Here is a 12191-nt window from a genome sequence, read left to right on the forward strand (position 1 = left end):
AGGTCTGCCAACCCATGGAAAATTTGCAAAGCGCTGTGGACGGTCTGGTTCACAGCTCCAATACGCTGTTCATTCTAATCGGCGCGGTCATGGTGCTGGCGATGCACGCCGGATTTGCCTTCCTCGAAGTTGGCACGGTTCGACAAAAGAACCAGGTCAATGCGCTATCGAAAATCCTCAGTGACTTCGCGATTTCGACATTGGCCTACTTCTTTATAGGCTATTGGATTTCATATGGGGTGACGTTCATGCAACCGGCGGCGGTGCTTACTGCCGACCACGGGTATGGCCTGGTAAAGTTTTTCTTCCTGCTGACCTTTGCGGCGGCGATACCGGCGATTATTTCCGGCGGCATTGCCGAACGTGCCCGGTTCGTCCCGCAGCTGTGCGCGACGGCGTTGATCGTCGCGTTCATCTACCCTTTTTTCGAAGGCATGGTCTGGAACGGAAATTACGGGTTTCAGGCGTGGTTACTGGCGAGTTTCGGCGCCGGTTTCCACGACTTTGCGGGCTCGGTGGTCGTGCACGCCATGGGCGGCTGGCTGGCGCTGGCGGCCGTGTTGCTGCTTGGCCCGAGGCAAGGGCGCTATCGCGACGGACGCCTGGTGGCATTCGCACCCTCGAGCATTCCCTTTCTGGCGCTGGGCTCGTGGATTCTGATCGTTGGCTGGTTCGGGTTCAACGTCATGAGCGCGCAAACCCTGCAAGGCGTCAGCGGCCTGGTCGCGGTGAATTCGCTGATGGCCATGGTGGGCGGCACCGTGGCCGCATTGATCGTCGGACGCAATGACCCGGGCTTTTTGCATAACGGTCCGCTGGCCGGACTTGTGGCCATCTGCGCCGGCTCCGATCTGATGCACCCGGTGGGCGCATTGATTACGGGCGCGATAGCGGGGGCAATGTTTGTCTGGTGCTTCACCGCTGCTCAAGGCAAATGGCACATCGACGATGTGCTGGGTGTATGGCCCCTGCATGGTCTGTGCGGTGTCTGGGGCGGGATTGCCTGCGGCATTTTCGGGCAGAGCGCATTGGGCGGACTGGGCGGTGTCAGCCTGATCAGCCAATTGATCGGGACCTCGCTCGGCGTGGTCGTGGCGCTGGTCGGCGGGTTTACGGTCTATGGCGTGATCAAGGCGCTTCATGGACTGCGCCTGAGCCAGGAAGAGGAGTATTACGGCGCGGATTTGTCGGTGCACAAGATCGGCGCTGTCAGTCAGGACTGATCAGGGTCGGCGGCGGATCGCAGAGCGCTTGCGCAACGGCCATTGCGCGGTAGCTTGAGCCGTCGTCTCGACTGCTTTTTATCGCGGGCCTAGAATGAACCTCTACTTTGCCGAGACTTGTAGTCATGCCTCCTGAATGTCAGCTGTTCGGCACCCTGGGTTGCCATCTCTGTGAACTGGCCGAAGAAGAACTGATGCCCTTGGTCGAGCACGGTTTGATGGTCGAGTTGGTGGATATTGCGGAAAACGAAGATTGGATCGAAGACTACGGTTTGCGTATTCCGGTCCTGCGCCGTCTTGATACCGGTGCCGAGCTCGACTGGCCATTCGATGCCGAGCAGGTCGTGGCTTTCCTGCGCTGATTCTTTCCCATCCGTCGCGGTCAGTGTCTGATCCATTGGCGAATGGACGGTGATTCGGTTACTGTATGCCTGTACAGTTATTCGGGTCGCCTGTCTTGCGGGACGATCCCGCGAGTCAGAGGATGAGTCATGGTCAATGTCGAACAATTGAAGAACAGCGTGAACCGAATGTCGGCGGATGTCGTGCGCGAGGCGGTCCTCGAATTGCGCCTGGACGGCCTGGTCACGGAAGGGAAAACCCCGTTCAACAAGTTGCATTTCAATACGTGCTTCGCCGAAATCGAGGCATTGTTCCAGCGTGCCGGTTACCACCGGCAACTGGATGTCGTGGGGTATCAGGGATTGATGTACGCGCTTTACGATCCCGGTCGCTGGGAGGCCGTTGATGTATTGCGCTGGCTCAAGGAATTCACTGAGGCGGCAGCTCGTGCGCAGATACCTGCGTAGGGATTCTCCACTAGGTTCGTATGAGCAGCTGCTGGATAATGCCGGCCATCAGCCTCTAGAGCTTTCGTATGCCCACTTCAACTTTTTCGGCTGCGCACAGTCAGGCCAGCACACTCTACCTGCCGCCCGGGTCGTGGCTGACGGTGCTCGACTGCCTGTGCGAGCACTTCAGCGCTATTGGCCGTGAACAGTGGCTGGACAGAATTGCCCGAGGTCGGGTTCTCGACGGTCAAGGTCTGCCCATCGCGCTTGACCTGCCCTACAAGGAAGGTCTGCGCATTCACTATTTTCGGGAAGTGCCGGACGAGAAACCGATTCCGGTGATCGAGTCGATTCTGTATGCAGATGAGCATCTGGTGGTCGCGGACAAGCCGCACTTTCTGCCGGTGACGCCGGCGGGTGAGTACGTCGAGCAAACGTTGCTTCGGCGGTTGATCCGTCGACTGGATAACCCGCATCTCGTGCCACTGCATCGCATTGATCGCCATACGGCGGGGCTGGTGCTGTTTTCGGCGAACCCGCAGAGTCGTTCGGCTTATCAGTCACTGTTCCCGACACGCCGCATCGAAAAACGCTACGAAGCCATCGCCCGTGCCTTGCCTGACCTGAAATTTCCGCTGGTGCATAAAAGCAGGCTCATTGATGGCGAGCCTTTCTTCCGCATGCAGGAGGGGCCCGGTGCCAGCAATACCGAGACGGCTGTCGACGTCAGGGAAAAGCACGGAGATCTCTGGCGATACGCGCTGTACCCGGTGACCGGCAAAAAACATCAGCTGCGGGTGCACATGACCGCATTGGGCGCGAGCATCTGCAACGACCCGTTCTATCCGCAGGTGCTTAAAGACGTCGAAGATGACTACGCCAACCCACTGAAGCTGCTGGCCCAGGGATTGCGATTCATAGACCCGATCACCGGCGAGGAACGTGATTTCGAAAGCGAAATTACCCTGCAGTGGTGAGCACTTTCCCTCATCCACGAAAAAGCCCGCATTACGCGGGCTTTTTTTGGCATCGGGTGTCACCGCAACACTTACAACTCTTTAACGGTGCGAACCTGATCCTTGTTGATGCGGGTTTCTTTACCGTCGAGTTGCTGGAACTCGTAGAAACCTGAGTCTTCATCGTATTTTGGCGCATCGACAGCCTGGATTTCGCGACCATCATTCAAGGTGATCACGGTAGGCGAGGAGCAACCAGCAAGGGTCGCTAGGCCCAGTGCGAGCATGAAAGTGGCGAGGGTCCGTTGAGTCATGAGTGTGTCTCCGATATGAATTCTTTGGTTACTGAGCTTGTAGACGTATACAACGCGTGCAAGTTCCTTGGCTAGTGTCAGTCTGACACATTGGGTTGCATGCTTAACAGTTCCGGTGTGTTGAGGTTAGCCAGGCGCGGGTCGTTATCCGGGCATTGCAGGGCCGTCGCGTCTAGCTCGCGCATAACTCGACCGGGGCTGCGTTCGCCATTGTCCCAAGCATTTTCGAAGGCATCGCGAAGCGCCACGGGAATGACGCACAGCAACGGTTCCCAATGCTCACCGTGGCGCAGCATCAAGGGTTTTTCCGGGTGCAGGCTGGCGGATTTGCGCATGTCATGAAGCAGCCGTGCATCGATGCGCGGTACGTCGCATGGCAACACGAGCAAATACGCATGGCGAGCGGCCTTCAACCCTGCGCGAATACCGGCCAAGGGCCCCGGAAAACTACCTTCATCGTCATGCACCAATTGATCGGCGTAGGGCGCGTATTTTTCCAGGTTCCTATTGCACGAGATAATCAGATCATCGCTCAGCGATCGCGTCTTGCGCTGCAGATGGGCAATCAACGGCTCGCCATGCCATTCCAGCAATCCTTTGTCCTGCCCCCCCATCCGTTGGCCGCGACCACCCGCCAGCAGGAGAATGGAGCAGGGTGGCAAATCCGAGTTCAAGGTCATGGTCGGTCTCCATGGGGGCGGCGAAAAAAGGGAGCGCTGTGATATAACACCGGGCTGTTTCTCCTACAACTGGACGAGCCTATGAAAGCCAAGGCTGATGTACCTTTCGCACCGCTCAATATCGCAGTGCTGACGGTCAGCGATACCCGTACCCTGGAAACCGATACTTCCGGCCAGGTCTTCGTTGACCGTTTGATCGCCGCCGGCCATAACCTGGCTGAGCGGGTTTTGCTCAAAGATGATCTCTACAAAATACGCGCGCAAGTCGCCACCTGGATCGCCGATGACGTGGTCCAGGTCGTGCTGATCACCGGCGGCACCGGGTTCACCGGGCGCGACAGCACCCCCGAAGCAGTGAGCTGCCTGCTCGACAAACACGTCGATGGCTTTGGCGAGCTGTTCCGGCAGATTTCGGTCGCCGACATCGGCACTTCCACTGTCCAGTCCCGCGCCCTGGCGGGTCTGGCCAATGGCACGCTGGTCTGCTGCTTGCCGGGTTCGACCAATGCTGTGCGGACCGGTTGGGATGGCATTTTGGCTGAGCAGCTGGATTCACGGCACCGCCCGTGCAACTTCGTCGCGCACCTGAAACAGGCGGCTCCCTGTGAATCCCGCGGGTAAGCCGGGCAAAGCCGGTAGCCTGATGCCAGTCGAGGTGGCGCTGGCGCGTTTGCTGGAAATGGCTGAAGCCAAGCCGATTGTCGAACGTGAGTGCTTGCCGTTGGCGCAGGTTCAGGGCCGTGTGCTGGCCGATGATCTGGTTTCGACGCTGGATTTACCGCCTTGGCCCAACAGTGCCATGGATGGTTACGCCTTGCGGGTGTCCGACTGGACCGGCGAGCCGCTGGTGGTGAGCCAGAAGGTTTTTGCAGGCAATGCACCGCAACCTTTGCAGCCAGGCACCTGTGCCAGAGTCTTCACCGGTGCGCCTGTTCCGGCAGGGGCCGATTGCGTCGAGATGCAGGAGAACGCCGAGGTTCAGCCGGACGCGCGGATACGGTTTATCGAAGCCATGACGGTGGGTCAAAACATTCGGCCGCAAGGTCAGGAAACCACGGTGGGTGAACTTGTTTTACCTGCCGGCACGCGATTGGGTCCGATCGAGCAAGGCTTGGCGGCTTCACTGGGGTGCGCTGAGCTGGATGTGATTCGCAAAGTTCGCGTTGCAGTGCTGTCCACTGGCGATGAATTGATTGAGCCAGGTCAGGCGCTGGGTCCCGGTCAAATCTACAACAGCAATCGAGTGTTGCTCTGCAGCTGGTTGCAGCGTTTGGGATGTGAGGTGATCGACGCCGGTATTCTTCCCGATGACCTTGCGACGACTCGTCTTCGCCTGGGCGAATTGAATGATGTCGACCTGATTCTCTCCACCGGCGGTGTCTCGGTAGGGGAAGCTGATTTTCTCGGGATCGCGCTGCGAGAAGAGGGCGAGTTGACGTTGTGGAAACTCGCCATCAAGCCTGGGAAGCCGCTGACATTCGGACATTTTCGAGGCGTACCGGTGATTGGATTGCCGGGCAATCCGGCATCGACCCTGGTCACCTTTGCCTTGCTGGCCAGGCCGTATCTATTGCGCCGTCAGGGCGTGCAGGACGTCGAACCCTTGAAGTTTCAGGTGCCGGCGGGGTTTGCGTGGCCTCAGGCTGGCAATCGTCGCGAGTACTTGCGCGGGCGTCTGGTGAATGGCCGGGCAATCATCTACAAGAATCAGAGTTCCGGTGTGCTGCGCAGCGCAGCGTGGGCGGACGGTCTGGTTGAAGTCCTGGAAGGTCGCACGCTGGCCGAGGGTGAGTCTGTAGCCTTTATCCCGCTGAGCGAAGTACTGGGCTGATAGCTGATGTACGCCCAAGGCAAACCCGGTCGATTGGCCGGGTTTTGCGTTTGAGGGCTGCCCGCTATCGAGCCAGCAGCGCTACGATCTGCTCGAAACGACTGTTGGCGATCCAGGCCAGCACGCCGAGAACCACAACGGCTCCGCCCGCTGTATAGGCGAGCCGGTGTTTGATGGTCTTGACGTTCTGACGGATGACGTCCATGTCTCGGCGCATGCCTTCGAGTTGGGCCTGCAGATCAACGGTGCGAGGTTCCATGTTTTACTTCTCCTTTTACGGCGGGCAACAGAAGGCGCCAAGTTGTACCAACGATCCTCAGTGGTCAATTGAGCCGATTCCTCACGTTTTGTAAGAAAAAACCCCGTCCTGTAGGACGCGAGCCCGCCCTCCGTTAAATAATTCGAATCCTTGCGGCTTTTTTACGCGCTACCGAGGTCACAACTGCCATACGGAATTCATTTCTGGGAGAGAACGCGATGAGCGAACGCAAGGCGCTGTTGATTCTGCATGGCAAGCAAGCGCTCAACGAAGAGGTTCGTGCGGCGGTTGAAAGCAAACGCCAGCAGGGCTGGGAGTTGGCCGTTCGGGTGACCTGGGAGGCCGGTGATGCGCAACGGCTGGTGGATGAAGGGCTGACGGCGGGTTATCAGCAGATCATCGCCGGAGGAGGGGATGGCACGTTGCGCGATATCGCCGAAGCCATGGCTGCACATTCGACGGAGGCCAGCCTGGTGCTGATGCCTTTGGGCACCGCCAATGATTTTGCTCGTGCCGCCGGCGTACCTCTGGAACCCGATCAAGCGCTGGACCTTCTGGATGCTCCGGCGAGAGCCATTGACCTGGGCGAGGTCGGCGGACAGGTGTTCCTGAACATGGCCACTGGCGGCTTCGGCAGCCAGGTCACCGCAAACACCTCTGAGGACCTGAAAAAAGTCCTCGGTGGCGCGGCTTATCTGTTCACCGGCTTGTCACGCTTCAGTGAACTGCATGCGGCCTACGGCGAGTTGCAGGGGCCGGATTTTCATTGGCAGGGCGAGTTACTGGCCTTGGGTATCGGCAACGGCCGACAGGCAGGCGGCGGGCATGTCCTGTGCCCTGATGCGCTGGTCGATGATGGCTTGCTGGATATCAGTATCTTGCCTGCACCTCAGGAACTGGTTGGCACCTTGAAAAACCTGCTGGCTGATGGCTTTGGTACCGACAACATGTTTGTGCGAGCCCGCCTGCCCTGGGTCGAGATCAAAGTCGCGGAAGGTCTTTACATCAATCTGGATGGCGAACCGCTGGAAGGCGATAGTCTGCGCTTCTCGGCGCGAGCGGGGGCGCTGCGGGTGCATCTACCCGAGCACTCACCGCTGTTGAGTGCTCCAGGCATCGCTAATCATCCAGACTGATGATCTGCTCGCGCACCGCAAACAGCACCAGTCCGGCTACGTCGTAGATTTGCAGGCGTTTCATGATCTGCGAGCGGTGGGTCTCGATGGTCTTGATGCTCAGGCCGAGGCCGTTGGCGATTTCACGGGTGGATTTCCCCCGGACAATCAACCGCAGTATTTCAAGCTGACGTGCCGTCAGGTTGTGCGTGACGACAGGTTCCGCCTGGCTTGTCCGGGAGCTGATCAATGCCTGGTTGATGACCGTGTGCGCGATCGCCGGGCTCAGGTAGCGTTCGTTGTTGCGCAGGGCCTCCAGCGCATGCTCGAGCTCGGTGGCGGTGGTGTCTTTGAGCAGGTAGCCATGGGCACCGGATTCCAGCGCCTGCATGATGAGTGCCGGGTCGGTGTGCATGGAGAGGATCAATACTTTGCTCTGGGGGCGCACGCGCTTGAGGCGTTGCAAGGCCTCCAGACCGTCGGTTTCCTTCATGGAGATATCCAGCAGGACAATGTCTGGCGTCAGTTGCTCGACCATCTCGAGCAATTGCGATCCGTCATTGGCTTCACCGACCACTGCATAACCGGGAATATCCAGCACCAGCGCGCGCACGCCAGCCCTGATGAGCGAGTGGTCATCCACCAGAAGTAAGTTACAAGTCAACGCATAACCTTATGGGTACTGGCCCGTTCAAGTGCTCGAGGGGCCCAAGGGAAAAGTGCTTCGATCCGGGTGCCGTTGCCCGGCTTGCTGATCACTGCCAATGTGCCGCCCAACTGTTCGATCCGCTCCGACATTCCGGCCATTCCGCGTTGACCTTCACGCCCCGGATCCGTCGAGGGTGCAAACCCCGCTCCGTCATCGCTGATCAGCAGCGTCAAACCCTGCGGTAAGCGTTGCAGGCTGACCAGCAGATTTTTCGCTTGGGCATGGCGCAGGATGTTTGTCACCGCTTCCTGAGTAATTCGAAAGACGGCGACGGCGGTTTCCTCAGGTATGCCGATGAGCCTTTGATGGCACTCCAGGCTCCAGTTAACTGAGGTGTTGGCCAGCGTCTTGAGCAGATGGGCACGCAGACTGGCTTCCAGCCCAAGGCTCGCCAGTTGCCTGGGATTCAGGATGGCCGAAACGTCGCGAACCTTCACCAGGGTTTCTTCCAGCGTGTCGCAGAGTACCGAGCAATGCGCAGCGAGTTCTTCGGGTATTCGGCGTTTGAGCCAGTCGCTTTGAAGCTTTGCCGCCGTCAGCAACTGGCCGATATCGTCGTGCAGTTCGCGACTGAGCCGATGACGTTCGTTTTCCTGAACCTCCAGCAACCGGTCGGCCAGTTCCTGCGGTTGAAACTTGATGAGCGAACTTGAAAGGTGATGCTGTACCGCTAATCCGATCAATGCCGCAGCATTCAGTATCAGCAGGCCCAGCGGAAAAGGCATGGATGAGCAGTAAATCACCAGGCTACCAAGCGTCGAACAGGCACACAGCAGCAGCGTAAGCCGGCGTACGGTCACGGGGACGGGTGGCCACTGGGTGATTGACTTGAGGTTGGCGTACATAGAGATGGAGCCAATGGATGTTCGCTGCGGGAAGATCGTCTGGTGCTATGACGGATCTCGGTATGGAAACAGGGTGCCATTAATTGACGTCAATTAACGGTCGGCATAATACCACTGAAGATACAGTCGGTCGCGCTGGGTAGTTGGCTTTAAACATTGGGTAAACATGTTTATTCGAGGAGCTCTTTCTGTAGAAGAACTCTCTGGCAGGAACACATTGATTCAAGATGTCGTGAACAGGTATGAAATTTCAATGACGACATCGCGCACTTCAAAATCAACGCTAAGCGTGACGTTTAAAACTACCTGACACCGCATAAAAACAGGCGATCGATCAAGCCTGCGCTTTCAAAGGGGGGACGAGGGTAAACGGGAAAGAGGTGGGCATCGGCTGAAACTGACTGTGCCCGACTTGAAACGCAAACGTTTCTATCAGCGATATCTGTTCGCTGTCATCCAGGCTGAGCTGGCCCGTCTTCTGGTCGATAAGCTCGAGCTGCCAGGCAATCAGCGTCAGGCAGTCTTTCAGCGCAGCCAAGGCCTCGTCATGCAATTGCATGTGGTTTTGCGCGTGGTTGAGCAGTTCGTGAATATGCAGAGAAAACTCTGAAATGGCTGCCAGAGCGATTGCATCTGCCTTGCTGGCCAGCTTGAGCAGGGTGCTGAGCATGCAATCGATGGCGTCCCTGTCATTGCTGATCAGTTGCAGATGACTGAGGCACTCCTCGGTTTTGGCCAAGAGCAATTGAGCCTCGACGAGGAATTCCGGAAACCGTTGCGCCCACTCTTTATGGTCGATTTGCATGCTGGCTCCACAACGTCATGTCAAAAGAGGAAATGCCGTGCGTATCGACATGCGCGTAAGTGTCCCAGCCCGTCCAGGCGTATGCCGGATAACTCGAACGGCTGGATGGCCACTGACCTGCGATCGCACACAAAAGCCTGACTCCGTTCATGCAATGAGAATGGCGTCACATTAATAGCTATCGGATAGGGCGAATATCAGGTTAGGCCTGATTGTGGGTAAGGGAATCCCTTACACAGGGGAACCTGGCGAGCGAAAAGTTGTCGCGCCGCGAGGGAGTAGAGCAGATGAAGTCACGTCATCAGTAGAGCATGATGTTAATGTGACATCAATGCTGGAGAGTGGCATTTTGCAATAGGGTCAAGGTCTGCTTTAAACAGCCGATAACCCTCTTTAGTGAATTCACAGAACAAGCTCAGGAGTCATTGATGGCCGGCATTCTCGACACGGTAGACCAACGCACGCAACTAGTGGGTGAGAACCGCCTGGAAATCCTCATGTTCCGACTGGCCGGGCGCCAGTTGTTTGCGATCAACGTGTTCAAGGTTCAGGAAGTCTTGCAGTTACCGAAACTGACCCTGATGCCCCAGCGCCATCCTTTTGTCTGTGGCGTGGTCAACCTGCGTGGGCAAACCTTGCCGGTGATCGACCTGTCCCAGGCCATTGGCATGCGTCCGTTGGTGCCAAGCCCTACCAGCACCATCATTGTCACTGAGTACAATCGCTCGGTGCAGGCGTTTCTTGTCGGCGGTGTGGACCGCATCGTCAACATGAACTGGGAAGCCATCCTGCCGCCGCCGACCAGTGCCGGCCGCCAGCACTATCTGACGGCTATCAGCAAGGTCGACGATCAGTTGGTGGAAATCATCGACGTTGAAAAGGTCCTGGCGGAAATCGTCCCGTACAACGCCAAAGTGTCTCGTGAAAAACTCGAAGACCCGGTGCTCGAACGCGCCCGTGGCCGTGAAGTATTGCTGGTGGATGACTCCAACGTGGCCCTGTCGCAATTGCGCGACACGCTAGGTCAGTTGGGCGTGAAAATGCACATCGCCAGCGACGGTTTGAAAGCGCTGAACATGCTTAAGACCTGGGCTGACACCGGCGTGAACATGACGGACAAGCTGCTGATGATTTTTACCGATGCGGAAATGCCGGAAATGGACGGGTATCGCCTGACCACCGAGATCCGCAACGACCCGCGCCTGCGAGGCCTGTACGTGGTGATGCACACCTCGTTGTCCGGCAGCTTCAACGACTCGATGGTCAAGAAGGTCGGTTGCGACAACTTCCTTTCCAAGTTCCAGCCGGACAAGCTCGTAGACGTGGTGCGCCAGCGGTTGACGCGCGATGAAGTTCCGGCCTGACCCGATCAACCCTCAAGCAAGCCTTTGATTCGGCGATGAAGCTCGTATAGGGTGGCGCTTTGCCTACTAGGAAGCTGGCTATGCTGCATCTGAGCGCGCTCTATCGTTATCCGTTGAAGTCCGGCAAGGGCGAGACCCTGCAACAGGTCAATCTCGACAAACTGGGTGTGGACGGCGACCGACGCTGGATGCTCGTGGACGAAGCCAGCGGACGCTTTCTGTCCCAACGCGCGGTGGCCAAAATGAGCCAGTTGTCCGCGTTGTGGAATACCGAAGGTGGCTTGACCCTGAGTGCTCCGGGTTACAACCCCATCGATATCGCGCTGCCTGACGACCGTGCGCCATTGCGTGGCGTGACCCTCTGGCGCGACACGCTGCGCGTACCGGATGCGGGGGATGAGGCGGGCGCGTGGGTCAGTGAGTTCGTGGGTAAACCCACTCGCCTGGTGCAGGTCCCGCTGGAGCGTGCCAGGACCACGTCGGCCGGTTACGGCAAAGACGACGATCAAGTGGCCTTCGCCGATGGCTTCCCGCTGTTGCTGATCGGACAGGCATCCCTGGACGACTTGTCGCATCGAGTGGGCCGTCCGCTGGAAATGCTGCGCTTCCGGCCAAACCTGGTGATCGAGGGCGCCGAAGCCTATGCCGAAGACGGTTGGAAGCGCATCCGCATCGGCGACGTTGAATTTCGTGTCGTCAAACCCTGTGCACGTTGCATTTTGACCACCATCGATCCGCAGACCGGTGAGCGCAGCGAAGACCGCGAACCGTTGGCCATGTTGCAGAAGTACCGTGCTGAAGCCGACGGTGCGATGTTCGGCCAGAACCTGGTCAACGACAGCAATGGCCGGCTTGAAGTCGGGATGTCGGTGACCATCCTCGAGTAATCCTACCCGGAATGAAAAATGCCCGCATCGAAGGATGCGGGCATTTTTTTATCGCTGTGAAAACCCGTGGTTTTAGCCGCGGTATTCGCACAGGTAAGCCGTGTCGACAGCCACTTTCAGCTGAAACTTGCTGTTGGCGGGTACGTTGAACTGGCTGCCGGCGGCGAAGGTTTCCCAGTCGGTGCTGTCAGGCAGTTTGACGGTCAGGGCGCCGGTCACCACGTGCATGATTTCCCGCTGGCTGGTGCCGAATTCGTATTCGCCCGGAGCCATGACGCCGATGGTCGCTGGACCTTCTGCAGTGCCAAAGGCGATCGACTTGACGGTGCCGTCGAAGTACTCGTTGACTTTAAACATGGGCGATTCCTCGAAAAGGGCTTAAAAGGGCCGGCCAGTATGCACAAGGCCCTCG

Annotated in this window: 16 protein-coding genes; 9 read left to right on the forward strand and 7 right to left on the reverse strand. The window is 58.0% G+C overall.

Going from position 1 to position 12191, the window contains the following annotated elements:
• Positions 1-14 precede the first annotated feature (14 nt).
• The 4 genes from GBC55_RS06135 to GBC55_RS06150 all read left to right on the forward strand — a co-directional run bounded on the left by GBC55_RS06135 (position 15) and on the right by GBC55_RS06150 (position 2991).
• Entirely contained in the window at positions 15-1223 is a 1209-nt protein-coding gene (locus GBC55_RS06135; RefSeq protein WP_162436333.1) for an ammonium transporter, read from the forward strand.
• A gap of 125 nt (positions 1224-1348) precedes the next feature.
• Positions 1349-1585, forward strand: a complete 237-nt coding sequence (locus GBC55_RS06140) for a glutaredoxin family protein (protein ID WP_162436332.1) — start codon at positions 1349-1351, stop codon at positions 1583-1585.
• A gap of 129 nt (positions 1586-1714) precedes the next feature.
• Positions 1715-2032 carry a transcriptional regulator gene (locus GBC55_RS06145; protein WP_162436331.1) on the forward strand — a complete coding sequence of 106 codons (318 nt, stop codon included), beginning with the start codon at positions 1715-1717 and terminating at the stop codon, positions 2030-2032.
• 68 nt (positions 2033-2100) lie between these two features.
• Positions 2101-2991, forward strand: coding sequence for a pseudouridine synthase (locus tag GBC55_RS06150; RefSeq protein ID WP_162436330.1), 891 nt, complete (start codon positions 2101-2103; stop codon positions 2989-2991).
• A gap of 71 nt (positions 2992-3062) precedes the next feature.
• On the opposite strand, the gene GBC55_RS06155 is transcribed toward GBC55_RS06150, so the two are convergent.
• Together GBC55_RS06155 and mobA are read right to left on the reverse strand one after the other, a co-directional pair.
• Positions 3063-3284 (reverse strand): YgdI/YgdR family lipoprotein, encoded by a 222-nt coding sequence (locus GBC55_RS06155; protein ID WP_045058103.1) that lies wholly within the window; start codon positions 3282-3284, stop codon positions 3063-3065.
• 77 nt (positions 3285-3361) lie between these two features.
• The gene (mobA, locus tag GBC55_RS06160; RefSeq protein WP_162436329.1) at positions 3362-3964 is read right to left on the reverse strand and encodes a molybdenum cofactor guanylyltransferase MobA; all 603 of its coding nucleotides are present in this window, start codon (positions 3962-3964) and stop codon (positions 3362-3364) included.
• Positions 3965-4045: 81 nt separating this feature from the next.
• Between mobA and moaB the strand changes: the two genes are divergently transcribed.
• Together moaB and glp are read left to right on the forward strand one after the other, a co-directional pair.
• The gene (gene moaB / locus GBC55_RS06165; protein WP_162436328.1) at positions 4046-4585 is read left to right on the forward strand and encodes a molybdenum cofactor biosynthesis protein B; all 540 of its coding nucleotides are present in this window, start codon (positions 4046-4048) and stop codon (positions 4583-4585) included.
• A complete protein-coding gene (glp, locus tag GBC55_RS06170) occupies positions 4569-5795 on the forward strand; it encodes a gephyrin-like molybdotransferase Glp (RefSeq protein ID WP_162436327.1) in 1227 nt (408 codons plus the stop codon). The genes moaB and glp overlap by 17 nt, the downstream gene beginning before the upstream one ends.
• A gap of 64 nt (positions 5796-5859) precedes the next feature.
• On the opposite strand, the gene GBC55_RS06175 is transcribed toward glp, so the two are convergent.
• The gene (locus GBC55_RS06175; protein ID WP_162436326.1) at positions 5860-6054 is read right to left on the reverse strand and encodes a hypothetical protein; all 195 of its coding nucleotides are present in this window, start codon (positions 6052-6054) and stop codon (positions 5860-5862) included.
• Between the two features lie 218 nt (positions 6055-6272).
• Here GBC55_RS06175 and yegS point away from each other — a divergent pair, with 218 nt between their 5' ends.
• Positions 6273-7190, forward strand: coding sequence for a lipid kinase YegS (yegS, locus tag GBC55_RS06180; RefSeq protein WP_162436325.1), 918 nt, complete (start codon positions 6273-6275; stop codon positions 7188-7190).
• Here yegS and GBC55_RS06185 read toward each other — a convergent pair.
• The 3 genes from GBC55_RS06185 to GBC55_RS06195 all read right to left on the reverse strand — a co-directional run bounded on the left by GBC55_RS06185 (position 7174) and on the right by GBC55_RS06195 (position 9528).
• The gene (locus GBC55_RS06185) at positions 7174-7833 is read right to left on the reverse strand and encodes a response regulator transcription factor (RefSeq protein WP_162436324.1); all 660 of its coding nucleotides are present in this window, start codon (positions 7831-7833) and stop codon (positions 7174-7176) included. The genes yegS and GBC55_RS06185 overlap by 17 nt on opposite strands.
• Positions 7830-8723 (reverse strand): sensor histidine kinase, encoded by an 894-nt coding sequence (locus GBC55_RS06190; protein WP_162436323.1) that lies wholly within the window; start codon positions 8721-8723, stop codon positions 7830-7832. Before GBC55_RS06190 ends, GBC55_RS06185 begins: the two co-directional genes overlap by 4 nt.
• 334 nt (positions 8724-9057) lie before the next feature.
• Positions 9058-9528, reverse strand: coding sequence for a hypothetical protein (locus GBC55_RS06195; protein ID WP_162436322.1), 471 nt, complete (start codon positions 9526-9528; stop codon positions 9058-9060).
• A 428-nt stretch (positions 9529-9956) separates the two neighbouring features.
• Between GBC55_RS06195 and GBC55_RS06200 the strand changes: the two genes are divergently transcribed.
• Both GBC55_RS06200 and GBC55_RS06205 read left to right on the forward strand, forming a co-directional pair.
• Positions 9957-10892 (forward strand): chemotaxis protein CheV, encoded by a 936-nt coding sequence (locus tag GBC55_RS06200; protein ID WP_162436321.1) that lies wholly within the window; start codon positions 9957-9959, stop codon positions 10890-10892.
• 80 nt (positions 10893-10972) lie between these two features.
• Positions 10973-11779 (forward strand): MOSC domain-containing protein, encoded by an 807-nt coding sequence (locus tag GBC55_RS06205; protein WP_162436320.1) that lies wholly within the window; start codon positions 10973-10975, stop codon positions 11777-11779.
• 72 nt (positions 11780-11851) lie between these two features.
• Here GBC55_RS06205 and GBC55_RS06210 read toward each other — a convergent pair whose 3' ends face one another.
• Positions 11852-12136: a pyrimidine/purine nucleoside phosphorylase gene (locus tag GBC55_RS06210; protein WP_010461229.1), complete on the reverse strand. Its 285-nt coding sequence runs from the start codon at positions 12134-12136 to the stop codon at positions 11852-11854.
• Between the last annotated feature and the right edge of the window lie 55 nt (positions 12137-12191).

The organism is Pseudomonas sp. TNT3 (assembly GCF_010095445.2).
Lineage (GTDB): Bacteria > Pseudomonadota > Gammaproteobacteria > Pseudomonadales > Pseudomonadaceae > Aquipseudomonas.

What these genes read in the sequence shown, in the direction of transcription:
- GBC55_RS06135 (WP_162436333.1), top strand. Translation starts at nt 15, where the DNA reads ATGGAAAATTTGCAAAGCGCTGTGGACGGTCTGGTTCACAGCTCCAAT.
- GBC55_RS06140 (WP_162436332.1), top strand. Translation starts at nt 1,349, where the DNA reads ATGCCTCCTGAATGTCAGCTGTTCGGCACCCTGGGTTGCCATCTCTGT.
- GBC55_RS06145 (WP_162436331.1), top strand. Translation starts at nt 1,715, where the DNA reads ATGGTCAATGTCGAACAATTGAAGAACAGCGTGAACCGAATGTCGGCG.
- GBC55_RS06150 (WP_162436330.1), top strand. Translation starts at nt 2,101, where the DNA reads ATGCCCACTTCAACTTTTTCGGCTGCGCACAGTCAGGCCAGCACACTC.
- GBC55_RS06155 (WP_045058103.1), bottom strand. Translation starts at nt 3,284, where the DNA reads ATGACTCAACGGACCCTCGCCACTTTCATGCTCGCACTGGGCCTAGCG.
- mobA (WP_162436329.1), bottom strand. Translation starts at nt 3,964, where the DNA reads ATGACCTTGAACTCGGATTTGCCACCCTGCTCCATTCTCCTGCTGGCG.
- moaB (WP_162436328.1), top strand. Translation starts at nt 4,046, where the DNA reads ATGAAAGCCAAGGCTGATGTACCTTTCGCACCGCTCAATATCGCAGTG.
- GBC55_RS06175 (WP_162436326.1), bottom strand. Translation starts at nt 6,054, where the DNA reads ATGGAACCTCGCACCGTTGATCTGCAGGCCCAACTCGAAGGCATGCGC.
- yegS (WP_162436325.1), top strand. Translation starts at nt 6,273, where the DNA reads ATGAGCGAACGCAAGGCGCTGTTGATTCTGCATGGCAAGCAAGCGCTC.
- GBC55_RS06190 (WP_162436323.1), bottom strand. Translation starts at nt 8,723, where the DNA reads ATGTACGCCAACCTCAAGTCAATCACCCAGTGGCCACCCGTCCCCGTG.
- GBC55_RS06195 (WP_162436322.1), bottom strand. Translation starts at nt 9,528, where the DNA reads ATGCAAATCGACCATAAAGAGTGGGCGCAACGGTTTCCGGAATTCCTC.
- GBC55_RS06200 (WP_162436321.1), top strand. Translation starts at nt 9,957, where the DNA reads ATGGCCGGCATTCTCGACACGGTAGACCAACGCACGCAACTAGTGGGT.
- GBC55_RS06205 (WP_162436320.1), top strand. Translation starts at nt 10,973, where the DNA reads ATGCTGCATCTGAGCGCGCTCTATCGTTATCCGTTGAAGTCCGGCAAG.
- GBC55_RS06210 (WP_010461229.1), bottom strand. Translation starts at nt 12,136, where the DNA reads ATGTTTAAAGTCAACGAGTACTTCGACGGCACCGTCAAGTCGATCGCC.